The 17,207-nt window shown below is 69.0% G+C and carries 15 protein-coding genes; 13 read left to right on the top strand and 2 right to left on the bottom strand.

Annotation, left to right across the window (positions count from 1 at the left end):
* Positions 1-40: 40 nt before the first annotated feature.
* Positions 41-901, top strand: a complete 861-nt coding sequence (locus AMS65_RS15700; protein WP_083451768.1) for an acyl-CoA desaturase — start codon at positions 41-43, stop codon at positions 899-901.
* Entirely contained in the window at positions 901-1,914 is a 1,014-nt protein-coding gene (locus AMS65_RS15695; protein ID WP_053385125.1) for a diacylglycerol/lipid kinase family protein, read from the top strand. Before AMS65_RS15700 ends, AMS65_RS15695 begins: the two co-directional genes overlap by 1 nt.
* 9 nt (positions 1,915-1,923) lie before the next feature.
* Here the strand turns inward: AMS65_RS15695 and AMS65_RS15690 are convergent, their stop codons facing one another.
* The gene (locus AMS65_RS15690; RefSeq protein WP_053385124.1) at positions 1,924-2,163 is read right to left on the bottom strand and encodes a hypothetical protein; all 240 of its coding nucleotides are present in this window, start codon (positions 2,161-2,163) and stop codon (positions 1,924-1,926) included.
* Positions 2,164-2,670: 507 nt separating this feature from the next.
* Here AMS65_RS15690 and AMS65_RS15685 point away from each other — a divergent pair.
* From AMS65_RS15685 to AMS65_RS15635, 11 genes are all read left to right on the top strand, one after another.
* Positions 2,671-2,874, top strand: coding sequence for a cold-shock protein (locus tag AMS65_RS15685; protein WP_053385123.1), 204 nt, complete (start codon positions 2,671-2,673; stop codon positions 2,872-2,874).
* 196 nt (positions 2,875-3,070) lie between these two features.
* Positions 3,071-4,183 carry a fatty acid desaturase family protein gene (locus AMS65_RS15680; protein WP_053385180.1) on the top strand — a complete coding sequence of 371 codons (1,113 nt, stop codon included), beginning with the start codon at positions 3,071-3,073 and terminating at the stop codon, positions 4,181-4,183.
* Positions 4,184-4,329: 146 nt separating this feature from the next.
* Positions 4,330-6,507: a choice-of-anchor M domain-containing protein gene (locus AMS65_RS15675; protein WP_053385122.1), complete on the top strand. Its 2,178-nt coding sequence runs from the start codon at positions 4,330-4,332 to the stop codon at positions 6,505-6,507.
* A 158-nt stretch (positions 6,508-6,665) separates the two neighbouring features.
* Entirely contained in the window at positions 6,666-8,336 is a 1,671-nt protein-coding gene (locus AMS65_RS15670) for an anchored repeat ABC transporter, substrate-binding protein (RefSeq protein WP_053385121.1), read from the top strand.
* Positions 8,333-9,364, top strand: coding sequence for a choice-of-anchor M domain-containing protein (locus AMS65_RS15665; protein ID WP_053385120.1), 1,032 nt, complete (start codon positions 8,333-8,335; stop codon positions 9,362-9,364). Before AMS65_RS15670 ends, AMS65_RS15665 begins: the two co-directional genes overlap by 4 nt.
* Complete coding sequence (locus AMS65_RS15660) at positions 9,361-10,107, top strand: anchored repeat-type ABC transporter ATP-binding subunit (protein ID WP_053385119.1); 747 nt, start codon at positions 9,361-9,363, stop codon at positions 10,105-10,107. Before AMS65_RS15665 ends, AMS65_RS15660 begins: the two co-directional genes overlap by 4 nt.
* A gap of 109 nt (positions 10,108-10,216) precedes the next feature.
* On the top strand, positions 10,217-11,173 hold the full coding sequence (locus AMS65_RS15655) for an anchored repeat-type ABC transporter permease subunit (RefSeq protein ID WP_083451767.1): 957 nt from the start codon (positions 10,217-10,219) through the stop codon (positions 11,171-11,173).
* A complete protein-coding gene (locus AMS65_RS15650; protein WP_053385118.1) occupies positions 11,170-13,998 on the top strand; it encodes a choice-of-anchor M domain-containing protein in 2,829 nt (942 codons plus the stop codon). Before AMS65_RS15655 ends, AMS65_RS15650 begins: the two co-directional genes overlap by 4 nt.
* Entirely contained in the window at positions 13,995-14,774 is a 780-nt protein-coding gene (locus tag AMS65_RS15645; protein ID WP_075201039.1) for a lytic transglycosylase domain-containing protein, read from the top strand. The genes AMS65_RS15650 and AMS65_RS15645 overlap by 4 nt, the downstream gene beginning before the upstream one ends.
* 65 nt (positions 14,775-14,839) lie before the next feature.
* Positions 14,840-15,808: a MerR family DNA-binding transcriptional regulator gene (locus AMS65_RS15640; RefSeq protein WP_053385116.1), complete on the top strand. Its 969-nt coding sequence runs from the start codon at positions 14,840-14,842 to the stop codon at positions 15,806-15,808.
* Between the two features lie 70 nt (positions 15,809-15,878).
* Positions 15,879-16,775 carry a dihydrodipicolinate synthase family protein gene (locus AMS65_RS15635; protein ID WP_053385179.1) on the top strand — a complete coding sequence of 299 codons (897 nt, stop codon included), beginning with the start codon at positions 15,879-15,881 and terminating at the stop codon, positions 16,773-16,775.
* A 14-nt stretch (positions 16,776-16,789) separates the two neighbouring features.
* Here the strand turns inward: AMS65_RS15635 and AMS65_RS20515 are convergent.
* On the bottom strand, positions 16,790-17,207 hold a 418-nt coding region (locus AMS65_RS20515; protein ID WP_306455232.1), incomplete at its 5' end, for a CorA family divalent cation transporter.

Raw genomic sequence — 17,207 nt, 5'->3', positions numbered from 1 at the left:
TCCGCCAAGTTCGATACCGACCGACGCCTTGCAACGGGCTATGCACTGGGGGATGGGGGGATGCGCCGCAGATCTGAATGCGGCGCACGGCATAGCCCGTTGCGGCACTCGATCGAGGGATCGTTGCCTGGCAGCGACCCGCCGGCACGGCTGGTGGCAGCACAAGCACACCCGGCACCATGCGAATCCGAACAAACTGGGTATGGATCCGGACACCGAGTTGCCCGTCATCGCGGTCACCGCCGAGCAGGGGGCGACTATGCGCAATCCTGTGCTGCGATGGATCCGGGGGCACCAGGGCGTCTTCTTCTTCCCGATACTCCTACTCGAGGGACTGTCGTTGCACGCCTCCAGCGTGCGACGAGTCTGCTCGCGGGGCCGCCTCCAGCGGCGATGGGTGGAGGCCGCACTGCTCAGCCTCCGGCTGATCGGGTATCTCGTACTCGTGTTCTGGGTGCTCTCGCCCGGGATCGCGGCGGTGTTCCTCGCCGTGCAGCTCGGCCTCTTCGGCTTCTACATGGGGGTCTCCTTCGCGCCCAACCACAAGGGCATGCCGCTCGTCCCGCGCGATCTCACGCTCGACTTCCTGCGCCGACAGGTGCTGATGAGCCGGAACGTCCGGGGGAGCCGCCTGCTCGATACGGCGATGGGCGGTCTCAACTATCAGATCGAGCACCACCTCTTCCCCTCGATGCCCCGGCCCCATCTCCGACGCGCCGCACCTCTCATCGCCGCGTACTGCAGCGAGCGCGGCGTGCCGTACACGCAGGTGGGGCTCTTCGCCTCGTATCGGATCGTCATCAGGTACATCAACAGGGTCGGACTGGGCGAACGTGACGTCTTCACCCGTCCGCTCGTCGAGCAGCGCAGCCACCTCACGGTGGGCAGCGGAGCGAATTAGTGCCCTCGCAGCTCCTTCCACCGCCGCACGCCGCCGTCGTGTACAACCCCGTGAAGATCTCGCTCGATCATCTGAGGGAGGCTGTCGAGGCCGAACGGCGACGGCGATCGTGGGCGCCCACCCGCTGGTATCCGACGGATCGCGGCGACTCGGGGCTGCGGGCTGCGCGCGAAGCGGTCGAGGCCGGGCCCGAGGTCGTCATCGTCGCCGGCGGCGACGGAACTCTGCGGGCGGTCGCCGAGGCGCTCCAACGCACGGAGGTGCCGCTCGCGATTCTGCCGTGCGGCACCGGGAACCTCCTCGCCCGCAATCTGGGAGTCCCGCTAAAAGACATCCCCTCGGCGGTTCGGGCCGCCTTCACGGGCGCCACCCAGAGCATCGACATCGCGGTCGCCACACTGCGGCGCACCGGAGGCGAATGGGAACACCACGTCTTTCTGGTGATGGCCGGGATCGGTCTGGATTCGGAGATGGCGGAGCACACCAACGCGATCGCGAAGAAGCGCATCGGCTGGCTGGCATACGTGCAGCCCATCACCCGCTCGGTCCTCGCGAATCGGCACTTCTCTCTCCGCTATCGCATCGACGGCGGCCCCGCGAGGTCGACGCGAGCGCACACGGTGATCGTCGGAAACTGCGGCACTCTCGCGGGCAACATGCTGTTGCTGCCCGAGGCGGTGGTCGACGACGGACTGCTGGACGTGGTCATGCTCCGTCCGGAGAGTCTGTTCGGGTGGGCGCGCATCGGTACCCGGTTGACCGCGCAGGGTGTTGCGCGCGTCTCCCGGCTCGCCACTCGTCTGCTGGAGCGAGCCCCCAAGATGCGGGCGCTCGTCTATGCGCGTGGGCGGCGATTCGATGTTCGCTTCGATACGCCTCACACCGTGCAGCTCGACGGCGACGGCTTCGGGGAGATCATCGGCGCGCGTATCGGCGTTCGACCCGACGGGCTCAGGATCTGCGTATCGAACCCGGGGCGGGCATTCGAGGCGGACTCCGGCGTCGACGGCTAACGCGGACGGCTACTCCTGACCCTCGTCGCCGGGGGTCTCCTCCCTCGGACGAGTCCCCTCGCCCTTGAGCGTCTCCGCGTTCCGGCGCACCTCGGCGGCTCGTCGGGCCACCGTCGCAGGAGTCGGCTGGTAGTCGTGCCCGGACCGCGCGACCTCCTTCTCCCAGTGCCCCGCCCGCTCGGAAGCAGCATGATGGGGCAGGGCGTCGTCCGTGTCGTCCGCGCCCTTCGGGGTCTCTGCTGCAGTCATGCTCCTCACCGTAGGCGGCGAAGATGTGCGGTTCTCAGGATGGTATTACCAGCCGGGCCGTGTAGTGTGGCCTGCAGCACATCGTTCGTCGTGCTGTTCTCGTCTCTGACTTCTGCGCTTCGTAAGGTTCGCGCATCTTCTTTTTTCCGTGCGGTCCCGCTTGTCGGCGGGCGCACCTTCGATCGAATCGACTCACCATCTCCACTGCATTACCCGTCCACCGTTCCGGACGTTCTCTCCCCCGACGGCACGCAGGCATCGAGGCCCGCACCGCCGCACCGGGTCATCACCCCTCCGCGAGCAGCCGGCGTCCCGCGCCCGCTCGCGGAAAGACGCCTGCCCGAATCCCGAGCAGCGCCTGCTCCGGGCTCCTGCTCCCGGGCGGCATCACCGAGGCCTCTCGCCTCGTCATCGGGGCTTCCGGCCTCGACTCAGACCCCGCGCCGGCGTCGCCGCCGCGGAACCGCGGATCGTCAATGCGGTCCCAGACTACGAAGGAATAACACTATGGCTACAGGCACTGTGAAATGGTTCAACGCCGAAAAGGGCTTCGGCTTCATCGCTCCGGACGACGGCTCTCGCGATGTGTTCGCGCACTACAGCGCGATCATCGGCTTCGGCCACCGCAGCCTCGAGGAGAACCAGAAGGTCGAGTTCGAGACCGAAGAGGGCCCCAAGGGCCCGCAGGCCGGCGCGATCCGCGCACTGTGATCCCGGTGCGGGCGGCGGGGCGACTTCACGGCGCCCCGGTCCGCCCGCATCCGCATCCCTGACATTCGGCTGCATATCCGCAACGCATGCAGGCTCCTGCATGCTTGGCCCGATACCGTGAAGACAGCGATCGGCACCCGCCCATGGCTTCACCGAATCGCAGCGTGCGCGGTTCACAATGAAACAGGTGCCGCTCATGACGACCGCCCATACCTCGACGCTGGACGGGCTCGGCCCGCTCCGCCCCACCAGGGCTCGAGCCGGTGACTTCCCGCCGATCGCGAAAGCCTACAGCCGCGTGTCCGAGGTCGTTCGCGAGTCGGGCCTGCTGCGTCGCGCTCCCTGGTTCTACACGTGGGTCGGCGTCGCGATCGCCATCGCCTTCGGCGGCGCCGTCACCGGATTCATCCTGCTCGGCGACAGCTGGTTCCAGCTCCTCATCGCCGCAGCGCTCGGCATCATCTTCACCCAGATCGCGTTCCTGGCGCATGAGGCGGCGCACCGCCAGATCCTCCCGCTGGGTCCGGCGAACGACCGCCTCGCCCGAGTGCTCGCAGGGCTCATCGGTATGAGCTACTCGTGGTGGGACTCCAAGCACTCCCGCCACCACTCAAATCCGAACCGCATCGGCAAGGATCCGGACATCGAGGTCGACACGATCTCCTTCATCGAGGAGGACGCGGTCCAGGCCCGTGGCCTGCGGCGCGCGATCACCCGGCGGCAGGGGTGGCTGTTCTTCCCGTTGCTCACGCTCGAGGGGCTCAACCTCCACTTCCACAGCTTCAAGCATCTCTTCGGCCGCGAGCAGGTCAAGGGACGATGGATCGAACTCGGGATCATCGCCGCACGGTTCGCGATCGTGCTCGTGCCGGTCTTCATGCTCCTGCCGCTCGGCATGGCGTTCGCCTTCATGGGCGTGCAGCTTGCCGTGTTCGGCGTCTACATGGGGGCTTCGTTCGCCCCGAACCACAAGGGCATGCCGGTGATCGCCCACGATGCGAAGCTCGATTTCTTCACTAAGCAGGTGCGCACCTCCCGCAACATCCGCGGAGGCTGGTGGGCGACCTGGCTCATGGGCGGCCTCAACTATCAGGTGGAGCACCACCTGTTCCCGAGCATGGCACGCCCGCATCTCGCGCGCACGCGCGAGATCGTCCGCGAGCACTGCCGCACGCTCGACGTTCCCTACACCGAGACCTCGCTCTGGCGCTCATACGCCATCGTTATCGAGTACCTCAACCGCGTCGGGCTCGCCGCACGCGACCCGTTCGACTGCCCGATCTCGGCGCAGTACGGTCGCGCTCGGTAGGCGTTCGCGCGCTTCTTCTCACGTTCCGATCAGGGGCGGGCGGTTTTCACCGCCCGCCCCTGATTTGTTTTTCGGGGGCGCTTCCATAATTATAGTGATAATCGTTCTCATTAAAGAGGCGATATCGAAGATGGAAGGTTGCTCCAATGAAACTGCTGACCCGCACGCGCACGACGGCCGTAGCGGTCGCCGGCGTCGCAGCACTGGTGGGCGGATTGGTCGTTCCGACGACTGCCCACGCTGCCGAACCCCTTGCGGTCCTCGATGATCCCGTACTCCTCGCGACCGGTCACATCGACGCCTTCAACCCGGTGCTCGACGAGGATGGCTCGCTCAGGCTTGCGCTGAAGGAGGACGTGACCGGTTCGCACGTGCTGCACACCCCCGAGTCCGTGGACCTCGTCGTCAAGAACGCGGCGCTGCGAACAGTGCCGGAGAATTTCCTGCCGGGCATGCCCTCGGAGATCTACCATCTTCCCCTCACGCAGGACCACAACCTCATCTGGCCCGGATGGGACACCCAGTCCATCACGTCGGCTTTCCCGGGCGCCGACACCGACATCGTCGTGAGCGAGGTCGAGGGGCCGGGCAAGGTGTTCCTCTGGTCGCAGGGCAACTTCGGGGCGCCGAAGTCCCTCATGAAGGACGGCACCGGCTACGAACTGCCGAACACCATCTCGCAGCCGTATCCGGCGCACACGCACGCCAACTGGGCGTTCACAGCGCCCGGCACCTACGAGCTCACCGTGCGCGCGGATGCCACGGGCACCAACGGCGCGACGGGGCAGAGCCAGACCGCGACGTACAGCTTCGTCGTCGATCCCGAGGTGTCGATCACCGGAGTGAAGGCTCACTACCACCAGAACACGCCCATCGTGCTGAACGCGGCGGTCGATCCATCCGTCGAGGGCGGCTCGTACGAGTGGTACGTGCAGCGCAAGGACCAGAGCGAGCCGGTCAAGGTCGAAGGCCAGAACGGGACGCAGCTCGCGATCACCGCCGAGCAGGCGCTGGACGAAGCCGAGGTCACCGCGCGGCTCCTGGCTGACGGCCTGGGGGAGAACAAGCCGTTGGTCGCCGAGTCGGCGCCGGTGACGATCGACATCGACGACCACGGAGCTGCCCCGATCCAGCAGGTCACCGTCTCGGGGGCAGCGGATCACTACCACACGGGCGACACGGCGGAACTGACCGCGAGCGTCGCTCCGGCCTCGGTGCTGAGCCGCTACGACTGGTTCCTGCAGCGGCAGGGCGAGGACCACTGGACCGAGATCGAGGGTGAGCACGGCGCCGGCTACTCCTTCGAGGTGACTGAGGATCTGGCGCACGCCAAGGTCAAGGCTGTGCTGAGCTACGACGACGGCACCGCGTACGTCGAGTCCGAGCCCATCGAGATCCATATCGATGATCACGGCCACGGTCCTGTGGAGACGGCCCTCAGCATCTCGGGCCTCGCCGCCTCCTACCAGCCGGGTGATACCGCGAAGCTGCAGGCGAACCAGGATCCGCAGACCGATGAGGATCACTACCACTGGTTCATCAAGAAGAGCGACGCCGCCGACTTCTCAGTGATTTCAGGCGCGCTCTCGGACGTCCTCGAGTATCAGGTGGCCGAGGCCGATAACGGGGCTCAGGTCATCGCGCGGCTCTACGATCACGACCACGAAGTCGTCGCCGAGTCGGCACCGGTGCAGCTCACGGTGAAGGCCGCGGATAAGCCCACCGATCCGAAGCCCGTGGATCCGAAGCCGACGGTGTCGTTCACGGATGTGAAGAAGGGTGACAAGTTCTACACGGAGATTTCGTGGATGGCGTCTGAGGGTATTTCGACGGGTGTGAAGCAGGCGAATGGTACGTTCCAGTATCAGCCGAAGAACAATGTGACGCGTGAGGCGATGGCGGCGTTCTTGTACCGTCAGTACGGGGATAAGAACTTCAAGGCTCCGGTGAAGTCGCTGTTCACGGATGTGAAGCCGGGGGATAAGTTCTACCGGGAGATCGCCTGGATGGCGTCTGAGGGGATTTCGACGGGTGTGAAGCAGGCGAACGGTACGGTGAAGTTCCAGCCGAAGTCGGGGATCACGCGTGAGGCGATGGCGGCGTTCATGTACCGCATCGACGAGGGCAAGAAGCCTGCGGTTCCTGCGGTGTCGCCGTTCGCGGATGTGCAGAAGAGCGACAAGTTCTACAAGGAGATCGCGTGGATGTCGCAGAGCGGTCTGTCGACGGGGATCAAGCAGCCCTCGGGTAAGCCGGTGTACGCGGCGAAGTCGAACGTGACGCGTGAGGCGATGGCGGCGTTCCTCTACCGCGCCGAGCGCTGAGCGCGTCCGTCCTCGCCGGTTGAGCGAGGAGCGCAGCGACGAGTCGAAACCCGACGGGCCGGGTTTCGACTCCGCGCTCCGTGCTCCGCTCAACCGGCGAAGGCTCCGTTCTGACCACCGACTCTGCCCGTCCGACCCGCCACCAGTGAAAGAATCCCGTGCGCTGCAGAACCCGAACCACCCGCTCCCTCGCCGCGACCGTGCTCGCCGCGGTCGCGATCACATCGCTCGCCGGCTGCTCGCCGAGCGCAGAGGCGTTGGACGACCAGCGCGTGCGGGTCGTGACGACGACCGGGATCCTCGCCGACCTCGTGCGTAACGTGGCCGGGGACCGGGTGGACGTGGTGTCGCTCGTGCCCGAGGGCGGCGACCCGCACAGCTACGAACCCTCGCTGCGCGACGTTCGCAACATCGTCTACGCCGACGCGGCGTTCTCCAACTACCTCATGCTCGAGGAGCAGAGCCTCATCAAAGCGCTCGATACGAACCTGCCCGAGGGCGTGCCGAACGTGGCGCTCGCCGAGGAGGCGGTGAAGTACGCGGCCGAGATCATCCCGCTCGTCGAGGACGTCTCCCTCGACACGGTCTGGCTCGGGCTGCGCGTGCGAGGAGAAGGCGCGGAGTACGGCGCCGACCGCAGCTCAGACGTGATCCTGTCGGCCACGAACGTCGAGGGCCCGGGCGAGCTGATCGCCTATCTCACCGGCAGCTTCGGCGACATCGACCGCTACTTCGACTCGTCCGACGGCTTCGACCGCTCGCGGGGCTACAGGGACGACTCGGTCACGATCCCGCCGAACACGCACACGCACCTGAGCTGGGCCTTCACCGAGCCCGGCTACTACACGCTCGATCTGCAGGGCAAACTGCAGGTCTCGCCGGACCGGAAGCCGATCGACATCGCCACCGGCACGATCACCTTCGCCGTCGGCGTGGATCCGTATGCCGTTCCGGGAATGGAGGGCGCGACCGTGCTGAACTCCGGCCACTCCGATGTGGCGCTCGACCTCGACGGGCACAGCTTCCAGGTGATCGTCGATCACGAGCACGGCACCTCCGAGGTGCACCAGGAGGTGCTCGACCCCGGGGATCTGGTGGTGGAGGTGCCGAACAAGGCACTGCACGAGATCCCCGGTGATCCCGCGTACCGCTTCCTGGGGCGTCCCGGGTCGCAGGTCTACCAGCTCGCGCAGGCCGTGCTCGGCAAGCACGTGCACGGCGAGATCGATCCGCACCTGTGGCAGAACGTGCGCAACGCGATGTCGTACACCGAGAGCATCCGCGACACGCTCATCGAGGTGGATCCCGAGGGTGCGAAGGAGTATCGCGCGAACGCGACCGCCTATCTGCGCGAGCTCGAGGCGCTCGACGCGGAAGTGCGGGAGACGATCGCCGAGGTGCCGCGCGAGCGGCGCACGCTCGTCACGACCCACGACGCCTACGGCTACCTCGCCAGGGCCTACGACCTCGACATCTCCGGCTTCGTGACGTCGAACCCCTCCGTGGAGCCGTCGCTCTCCGAGCGCAAGCGCCTCACGGAGACCATCCGCAATCTGCGCGTGCCGGCGGTGTTCCTTGAGCCCAATCTCGCCGCGCGCTCCTCGACGCTCGTGGAGGTCGCCAAGGAGCAGGGCATCGAGGTGTGCACGGTCTACGGCGACTCCTTCAGCGAGGAGGTCACGAGCTACGTCGAGATGATGCGATTCAATGCTCGCTCCGTGCGCGACTGTCTCGACCCGGGCCGAGCGGACGGCGGCGCAACCCGAGACGACGGTACCGACGCGCATGACCGCGCGAACCGCACCAACAGCAAGGAGAACGACGAATGACCCGCTTCAGACGCAGACTGCTCGGCGGTGCCATCGCCGCCGTCGCCGCGCTGGTGATCCTGCCGGCCTCGATCGCGGCGGCCGACGAGGTGGCTCCGGAGGACGGGCTCAGCCAGGTGATCGACCCGAACCAGGCTCAGGGGACGGGGCAGGTGGTGCTCGATGACGGCCACATCGACTTCGGGCCGACCCTGAACACGGGAGAGTGGATCGTGCAGATCCACGACGACACGTCCTCTCCTTCGTACTGGCGCATGCCGGAGGACGTGGTCGCGCAGCTGAGCGACGCGTCGAAGCTCACGATCCCCGACAACCCCGCCTATTCCTTCCTCGGCCTCGAGCCGGGGGCCGAGGCCTGGGTGATCCCGCAGGTGCGGGCGTCCGGGGTGATCTGGGCGGGCTGGAACACGCAGGAGCCCACGGTGCTCGACTCCCTCAGCATGGGCACGACCCTCAGCATCCTCGGCGTGGACGGTCCGGGAGACGTGTCGGTGTACCTGCAGAGCGGCAATTTCGGCGAACCCGACCCGCTGTGGTCGACGTTCGATCCGTTCCCGCAGGAGTCGTGGATCGAGGTGAACACGCACACCCACGCGAACTGGGTGTTCAGCGAGCCGGGCGTCTACCTGGTGGAGATCGAGTTCTCGGGCGACCTCGTCGACGGCACCGCGGTCTCGGCGCGCGACACGCTGCGCTTCGCAGTCGGTGACGAGACGGATCCCGAAGCGGCGTTCGCGGCCGAGTTCGACGAGTCGGCCCTCACCCTCGACGAGGATTCGGCGGGCGATGCTCCGGCCGGCGAGGCGGGTGCTGTCGACGCTGCCGCCGCCGACGGTGCTGGATCCGGTGGCACCGGGCTCATCATCGGGATCGTGGCCGGGCTGGTCGGGGCCGCGCTCGTCGTCGCCGTCGCCGTGGTGCTGATCACCGCGCGGCGGGCCAGGGCGCGGGCGCGGGCGGCGGCACGGCAGCGCGTCGCCGAGCGGCGCGGCAGCGACGACGGCGACGACGGTGAGGAGACGGCATGAGCGTGCTCGAGGTGAGGAACCTGTCGGTCCGCCTCGGAGGCCGGCGCGTGCTGCGCGATGTGGAGCTGACCGTCGACGCCGGTGAGTTCGTCGGCCTGATCGGTCCGAACGGCGCGGGCAAGACGACACTGCTGCGCGCGATCCTCGGCGTCGTGCGCACGGAGAGCGGCGAGGTGCGCGTCGATGACCGCCCAGCGGCTCGCGCGCGGTCCGGCGTGGGGTACGTGCCGCAGCGCCACGAGTTCGCCTGGGACTTCCCGATCACGGTCGAGGAAGTCGTGATGACGGGCCTCGTGAGCCGGATCGGGTGGCTCCGCCGCCCCCGGATCGCCGACTACGAGGCCGTGCTCGACGCCGTCGCCCGCGTGAAGATGGACCACCTGGCGGCCCGGCCGGTCGGCGAGCTCTCCGGCGGCCAGCGGCAGCGCGTGCTCGTCGCCCGGGCGCTGGCACTGCAGCCGACGCTGCTGCTGCTCGACGAGCCCTTCACGGGCCTCGACATGCCGACGCAGGAGCTGCTGCTCGACCTCTTCCACGAGCTCGCGGGAGAAGGCCGGGCCGTGGTGATGAGCACCCACGACCTCGCGAGCGCCATGCACCAGTGCTCCCGCCTGTGCCTGGTGAACCGCACCGTGATCGCCGACGCGCACCCCGAAGACCTGCTCGAACCGAGGATCTGGATGCGCGCGTTCGACGTCAAGGCCGACAACCCGATCCTCAAGGTGCTGGGGGTGGCCGCCTGATGCGCCTGTCTTCGTCATTCTGCGCGCAGTCGCAGAATCCACAGATGCTCGCACTCGGAAACTGCGACTCGCTCTGCATGCGCAGAACCATCAAGAAGGTGGCCGCCTGATGCTCTCTCCCATCGATTTCATCACCGACCTGCTCAATCCCGACCTGCGATTCCTGCCGAAGGCGCTCCTGGTCGCCGTGATGTCGAGCCTCGTCTGCGGCGTCATCGGCACCTACGTCGTGCTGCGCGGCATGGCCTTCATCGGAGACGCCGTCGCGCACGCGGTGTTCCCCGGGCTGGCCGTCGCGTTCGTGATCCAGGGCAACCTGGTGCTCGGGGGTGCGGTGGCCGGCGTGCTCACGGCGGTCCTCGTCGCGATCTTCTCGCAGAACCGGCGCATCAAGGAGGACAGCGTCATCGGCGTCTTCTTCGTCGCAGCCTTCGCGCTCGGCATCGTGATCATCTCGCAGTCCCCGGGATACTCGGGATCGCTGCAGCAGTTCCTCTTCGGCTCGATCACGGGCATCCCCGACGAGGATGTCGTCACGGTCGCCGTGACGGGGGCGATCCTGCTGCTCGTCGCGTTCCTGCTGCACAAGGAGTTCGTGGCGGTGACCCTCGACCGGGAGATGGCCCGCTCCACGGGTCTGCCGGTGTTCGCTCTCGACCTGGCCCTCTACGTGATGGTCGCCGTCGCGATCGTGATCTCGATCCAGACGATCGGCAACATCCTCGTGCTCGCGCTGCTCGTCACGCCGGCGGCAGCGGCCCGGCTGCTCACGGATCGACTCGGGGTGATGATGCTCGTCGCGCCGCTGATCGGCGGGTTCTCGGCGCTCGTCGGCCTCTACATCTCGTGGAGCCTCGACTGGCCTGCGGGAGGCACCATCGTGCTGGTCGCCACCGCCGTGTTCCTGCTGGCCTGGGTCTTCGCACCGCGTCACGGGCTGCTGATGAAGTACCTGCGCGGCCGTGCCAGGCCGATCGAGGGCGAGACCGAGACCGAGACCGAGGGCGATGGCGAGACCGGGAAGCCCGGTCGCCTCCGCGCACTCCACGAAGCAGGAGCATCATGACCGAACGACTGCGCCTCGCGCGGCGATCGACCTCGCTGCGCTCGACCTCGCGGGGGCCGCACGTGCGCCGGCTCGCGATCGCAGCGGCGCTGGCTCTCGCGCTGGCCCCGCTTGCCGCCCCGGTGGCCGCCCCGGTGCCGGCCCACGCCGAGATCATCTCGGGCGAAGTCGCGGGATCCGATCCCGGCGCCGAACAGGCGACCGCTGGTGAGACGGCACCCGACCCCGCTGCGGACCAGCAGGCAGGGGAGGACCCGGAGCTGGACGGAGACGGGACCGGCGAGGTCCCGGCGACGGAGTCATCCTCCGGCGACGTACGCGCTCCCGCGGATACGCCGGACGAGGAACGCGACGAGGTCAGGGGCAGCGGCGAGGACGGCGACAGCCCCGTCGCACAGCCTCTCCCGCAGCGCGCGTCGGCACCCGTGGCCGCCCCGCAGACCGGAGCCGCGGCCGAGACGCGGGCCGAGAGCGGGCCGCTCCCCGGCCAATCGGATCAGCCCGCCCCCGTGAGCCGGGCGAAGCAGATCGTCGGGAACGTCCACACCGACGCGGTCTCGGCGTACCTCGACGGCCAGAACCTCGTGCTGCAGTCGAAGTACGATGCCGCGAACGGGAGCCAGATCCGCTTCGATCCGCAGCAGGCGCTCTACCATCTCTCGGACAAGGCGAAGACGCAGATCCCCTCGAGCGTGCAGTGGCCCTTCGTCGGCAAGACGGGCGACACGATCTGGCTCGCCACCCAGGTGTGGAGCAACCACGACATCATCTGGCCGGGGTTCAGCACCGAGGATCCGAAGCTGCGCGGCGGGGCCGTGGAGGGCAACCGGCTGAAGGTGCGGCTGCTCGCAGTCGACGGGCCAGGCCGGGCCGAGCTGTTCCTGCAGGAGACGTTCGGCACCACGCGCATATTCAGCTCGCAGGGCGGGCTCGGCGACTGGACGATGGACGTGCCGCAGCACGCGCATATGAACTGGGCGTTCACCTCGGCGGGCACCTACACCTTCACCTTCGAGGTCGAGGGGCGGGTGCTGGGCAAGACCCAGCGGGCGCAGAACGACTACACCTTCGTGGTCGGCGATCTCGCGTCGCACACGCTTCCCACGGCGACGGGCTTCGAAGCGGAGTACACGGAGGTGCTCGAGGGACCCGAGGCCGGTCGGGCGGTGCTTGGCGAGCCGGTCACCTTCACCGCCTCCGTCGATGCGGCCCCCGCTTCGGGCGGTGGATCACGGCCCGCCGTCGGCGCCGTGCAGTTCCGCGACGAGACGAGCGGCACGGTGCTCGGGCACTCCCCGGTGGACGGCGACGGCACCGCGAAGTTCCGCACCTCGGCGCTGCCCTCCGGCGACCGCGCCATCGTCGCCGAGTTCGTGCCGACGTGGAGCAGCGACTTCTCCGCGTCGAAGTCCGAGCGGATGGTGCTCACCGTCACCGGCGAGGCGAAGACGCGGCCCGGGCATGAGGATAGGACTCCGATCCCGGACGGCGAGTTGCGGAAGGTCAAGGCTGGAGCGGGCGTGCAGGTGACGAGCCCGAAGAAGACCGTGCAGGCCGGGCAGCTCGCGACGGCGAAGGTCACCCAGCAGGAACTGCGAGGCGAGTGGGTCTCCGTCTGGCTCCACGCTCGGAAGCCCGTGTGGCTCGGCTGGGTGCAGACCAATACGGGCGGCAACTTCAGTGCGGCGGTTCCCGCGAACACGGCGGCGGGCGGCCACTCGCTCGTGCTGAAAGACCGCGATGGCGCGCTGGTCGGCTGGGACACGCTGAACGTCGCGAAACCCGCGGACGGCGGGAGCGGCCCCGGAGGCGGGACGGACCCGGGAAGCGGGACCAACCCGGGCGGCGGCACGCCGCCCTCGTCGACCCCGGTGGCGCCGACGCAGCAGTGCACACCCGCGGTGGTGCTCGATCACGGGCACATCGACGCCTTCAACGTCTCCGTCGGCGGCGGGCAGGCGGTGCTGCAGATCAAGGAGGACGTGACGGCGTTCGAGAGGATCCGCGAGGCCGAGACGGTGGCGCTGCAGGTGAAGGAGGACGCCTGGGGTGCGATCCCGGCGGGCATCGCGGGGGCGCCCTCGCGGGGGTACATGCTGCCGCTCTCGCAGGATCCGAACCTCATCTGGCCGGGGTGGAACACCAAGCGCTTCGTGGAGGCGAGCGGCTACACCGACGTGTCGATCAACATCATGGCGGTCGAGGGGCCGGGGGACGTGTTCCTCGCCACGCAGGGGTCGTTCGGCGGCTGGGAACCGATCCTCACGAGCGGCGCCTACGCGCTGCCCGGCACGATCCCCGTTCCCGAGCCGGCGCACACCCACGCCGCCTGGGTCTTCTCCCAGAAGGGCGTCTACAAGCTCACGGTGGGAGCGGTGGCGACGAATCCGGGCTCCGGCCGCTCGCTCAGCACGGCGACCCACACCTACGTGTTCCAGGTCGGCGACGTGCCGCTCGGCAACGTCTTCTGCGAGGTGAGAGTGAACCCGGACGCCGCGGCCGCGGGCGCGGCGGTCGGCGCGGCAGTGCGGGCGGCAGGGGCTCAGGCCGTGGCCGCCTCCCAGACGAAGACCGCGACGCAGTCGAAGCATGCGAAGACGACGGCGAGGGGAGCGAACGGAGCCGATGCGAAGGGCATACGGGATTCCGCCTCGCGAGAGGCCGAGGATCCGTTGGACGCCCTGCTGCGAGCGGACATGCATCCGGCGGCGATAGCGGGTATCGTCGGCGGGGGCGCGCTGGCGCTCAGCGGCATCATCGGCGGGACGATCTGGTTCGTTCGCAGGATCGGGGCGGGCGTTCCGCCTCTGGACGGAGGAACATGAGCGGTGCTCGGCGAGGCGGGACCTGGTTGCTCGTCGTCTCGATCGCAGCCGGTGTGCTGGGCGTCGGTGCGGTGCTGCTGGCGGTGGTGTTCGGCAGCGGGATGATCGCGCCGACCGCCGTGGAGGCCGCGCCCCGCGCTCCGACCGCCCTGCCCGAGGCGCCGCAGACCGTCCCCGAGCCGAGTGCTGAGGCGCCGGCGGAGTCCGCGTACGCCGTGGATCCCGTCTGGCTGGCCGATATGGCCCGCCGCACCGGCATCGGCGAGCGCGCGCTGACGGCGTACGCCCAGACCGCGAGCCGCATGTCGGTCGAGCAGCCGGAATGCGGGATCGGCTGGAACACCCTCGCCGGCATCGGATTCGTGGAGTCGGTGCACGGCACCATCGACGGGAGCACGCTCGCCGACAACGGCAGAGCCGTCCCTCCGATCCGGGGCATCGCCCTCGACGGCACCCGCACCCTGGCCATCCCCGATACCGACGGAGGGGAACTCGACGGCGACACCGTCTGGGACCGGGCCGTCGGCCCGATGCAGTTCATCCCCTCGACCTGGGCCGAGTGGGGGAGCGACGGCGACGGCAACGGCATCGTCGATCCGCAGGACATCGACGACGCTGTGTACTCGGCGGCCCGCTATCTCTGCGGGATCGGCGGAGACCTGCGCGACCCGGGAAACTGGATCGCCGCGGTCGCCGCCTACAACGACACGGTCGAGTACAACAACCGGGTGGCGGAGGCCGCCGACCACTACGCGAGTCTCGCCGAAGCCGGCTGAAGACCCGCGCTCCCGCTTGACCCTGCCCCGTGGGGGAGGGTCTACCGTGGGAGCGGAGGTAGAGGATGCGCATCGGAGAACTCGCGAGACGGGCCGGAGTGTCGATCAAGGCCGTTCGCTATTACGAGCGGATCGGGCTGATCGAGGCGCACCGGGAGCCCAACGGGTACCGCGATTTCGAGGAGCGCCACGTGCGTGCGGTGCGCGAGATCCGAGAGCTCGGCGAGCTGGGCATCGCACCCGGCCGCACCGCGCCGTTCGTGGAGTGCCTGGAGACGGGGCACGAGCACGGCGACGAGTGCGTCACCTCGCTCGCGGTGTACCGCGATGCCATCTCCGAACTCGACCGCTCGATCACCGCGCTCGACGCACGGCGGCGGGAGCTGCAGCGCCGGCTCGACGAGGGCGCATCGCACGGCTTTCCCGAGGAGCACGAGGCGGAAGGGGACCCCGTGGCCGATTACACGATCCTGCCGGAGGGGCTGCCCGTCCCCGAGGACGACGGGGCCGCGGAGCACCTGCCGGGCCTCGAGATGCCGGCCCTGGAGCTGCCGACCAGCGATGGGGGTCTGGTGCGCCTCGACGCGCTCGGCACCGGCCGCACCGTGATCTACCTCTACCCGCTGACGGGCCGTCCGGGCGTCGATCTGCCCGAGGGGTGGGACGGCATCCCCGGCGCGCGGGGCTGCTCCACCGAGGCCTGCGACTTCCGCGACCACTTCGAGGAGCTTCGCGGTGCCGGTGCCCAGCGGGTCTACGGCCTCTCGAGCCAGTCGCCGGAGTACCAGGCCGAGGTGGCGGATCGGCTGCGGCTGCCGTTCGCGATGATCTCGGATGCGGGGCTCGCCCTCGCCGATGCGCTGGGCCTGCCGACCTTCGCCGCTCCCGGGCACGAACGCCTCTATGCCAGGCTCACCCTGATCGTCGCCGACGGCGAGATCGAGCACGTGTTCTACCCGATCTTCCCGCCCAGCACCCACGCGCAGCAGGTGCTCGCCTGGCTCCAGGCGCACCCCCGGCCGGAGGCGGCATGAACGCGGAACCGGTCGCAGCGCTCGGCCTCCGGCAGGTCCCCGATCCCGCAGCGATGGGGGAGTGACCGCCGTGTTCACCGGCCTCAGCGCGTTCCCGCTCACCCCGCTCGCCGACGACCGCGTCGACGAGCGGGCGTTCGCCGGCATCGTCGAGCGTCTCGCGGCCGCCGGCGTCGACTCGATCACGGCTCTCGGCTCGACCGGGTGCTCCGCGTACCTGACGGCGGAGGAGCGCGCCCGCGTCGCCCGTCTCGCAGTGCGGCACGCGGGGGAGACCCCGGTGTTCGTCGGAGTGAGCGAGCTGCGCACCTCGCAGGTGCTCGAGCACGTGCGAGGTGCCGAGACGGCGGGGGCTCGCGGCCTGCTGCTCGCGCCCATGACCTACCAGCCGCTCACTGAGGACGACGTGTTCGAGCTGTTCCGCGCGGTCAGCGGGAGCACCGCGCTGCCCGTGATCGTCTACGACAACCCGGCGACGACGCACTTCACGTTCACCACCGAGTTCTACGGGCGCATCGCCCGGCTTCCCGGCATCGCCTCGATCAAGATCCCGGGAGTGCCGCACGAACCAGGGGCGGCTCGGGATCGCGTCGGCGCCGTGCGCGCGGCGGTGCCGGAGCACGTCACGGTCGGCGTCTCGGGCGACGCCACGGCGGCTACCGGGCTGGGGGCGGGCTGCGACGCCTGGTATTCGGTGATCGCGGGCGCGTTGCCCGAGCCGGCGCTGCGCATCACGCGCGCCGCACGGGAGGGGCGCCTCGCCGCGGCCCGGGCGGAATCGGAGCGCCTCGACCCGCTGTGGCGGCTGTTCGCGGAGTTCGGCGGCAGTCTGCGCGTGGTCGCGGCGATCGCGGAGCGGCTCGGGATCGCCCCGCACCGCTGCTTGCCGCTGCCGATCCAGGGACTCACCGATGCGCAGCGCGCCCACCTCGCGGAGGTGATGGACGAACTCGGCCTTGCGGACTGAGTGCGGCTCGGGCCTTACATCCACTTCTTCAGCTTGAACACCACGTACAGCAGCGCGGCGAAACCGACCATCGCGCCCACCGCGAGCGGGTAGCCGAACGCCCAGTGCAGCTCGGGCATGAGGTCGAAGTTCATGCCGTAGACCGCCGCGATGAGGGTCAGGGGGTAGAGGACCGCGGCGCATGAGCAGGTGGAACTCGCTGAACCCGATCTTCTCGGATTCGTCGATGCTGCGGGCGTCCACCGACGATGCGGTGCGTGCCGCCCGTGTTTCGGATCACACCCCTGTTGCGGCTGGAATCGACGATGCGGGTCCGAATGACGGGTGTGATCCGAACTACGGGCGCGGTGTCGGGGGCTGGATCCGGTCTCGGGGGGGGGGGGGGGGGGGGGGGGGGGGGGGGGGGGGGGGGGGGGGGGGGGGGGGGGGGGG

This window comes from Leucobacter celer subsp. astrifaciens (assembly GCF_001273835.1).
Classification (GTDB): domain Bacteria; phylum Actinomycetota; class Actinomycetes; order Actinomycetales; family Microbacteriaceae; genus Leucobacter; species Leucobacter celer.
Note: the sequence above shows the minus strand (reverse complement) of the source record. Positions and strands in the feature narration are given on the sequence as shown.

Excerpts from the sequence above, each read along its gene's own strand:
- AMS65_RS15675 (WP_053385122.1), top strand. The coding sequence starts at position 4,330 with ATGAAACTGCTGACCCGCACGCGCACGACGGCCGTAGCGGTCGCCGGC.
- AMS65_RS15640 (WP_053385116.1), top strand. The coding sequence starts at position 14,840 with ATGCGCATCGGAGAACTCGCGAGACGGGCCGGAGTGTCGATCAAGGCC.
- AMS65_RS15665 (WP_053385120.1), top strand. The coding sequence starts at position 8,333 with ATGACCCGCTTCAGACGCAGACTGCTCGGCGGTGCCATCGCCGCCGTC.
- AMS65_RS15680 (WP_053385180.1), top strand. The coding sequence starts at position 3,071 with ATGACGACCGCCCATACCTCGACGCTGGACGGGCTCGGCCCGCTCCGC.
- AMS65_RS15690 (WP_053385124.1), bottom strand. The coding sequence starts at position 2,163 with ATGACTGCAGCAGAGACCCCGAAGGGCGCGGACGACACGGACGACGCC.
- AMS65_RS15655 (WP_083451767.1), top strand. The coding sequence starts at position 10,217 with ATGCTCTCTCCCATCGATTTCATCACCGACCTGCTCAATCCCGACCTG.
- AMS65_RS15685 (WP_053385123.1), top strand. The coding sequence starts at position 2,671 with ATGGCTACAGGCACTGTGAAATGGTTCAACGCCGAAAAGGGCTTCGGC.
- AMS65_RS15645 (WP_075201039.1), top strand. The coding sequence starts at position 13,995 with ATGAGCGGTGCTCGGCGAGGCGGGACCTGGTTGCTCGTCGTCTCGATC.
- AMS65_RS15650 (WP_053385118.1), top strand. The coding sequence starts at position 11,170 with ATGACCGAACGACTGCGCCTCGCGCGGCGATCGACCTCGCTGCGCTCG.
- AMS65_RS15660 (WP_053385119.1), top strand. The coding sequence starts at position 9,361 with ATGAGCGTGCTCGAGGTGAGGAACCTGTCGGTCCGCCTCGGAGGCCGG.
- AMS65_RS15700 (WP_083451768.1), top strand. The coding sequence starts at position 41 with ATGCACTGGGGGATGGGGGGATGCGCCGCAGATCTGAATGCGGCGCAC.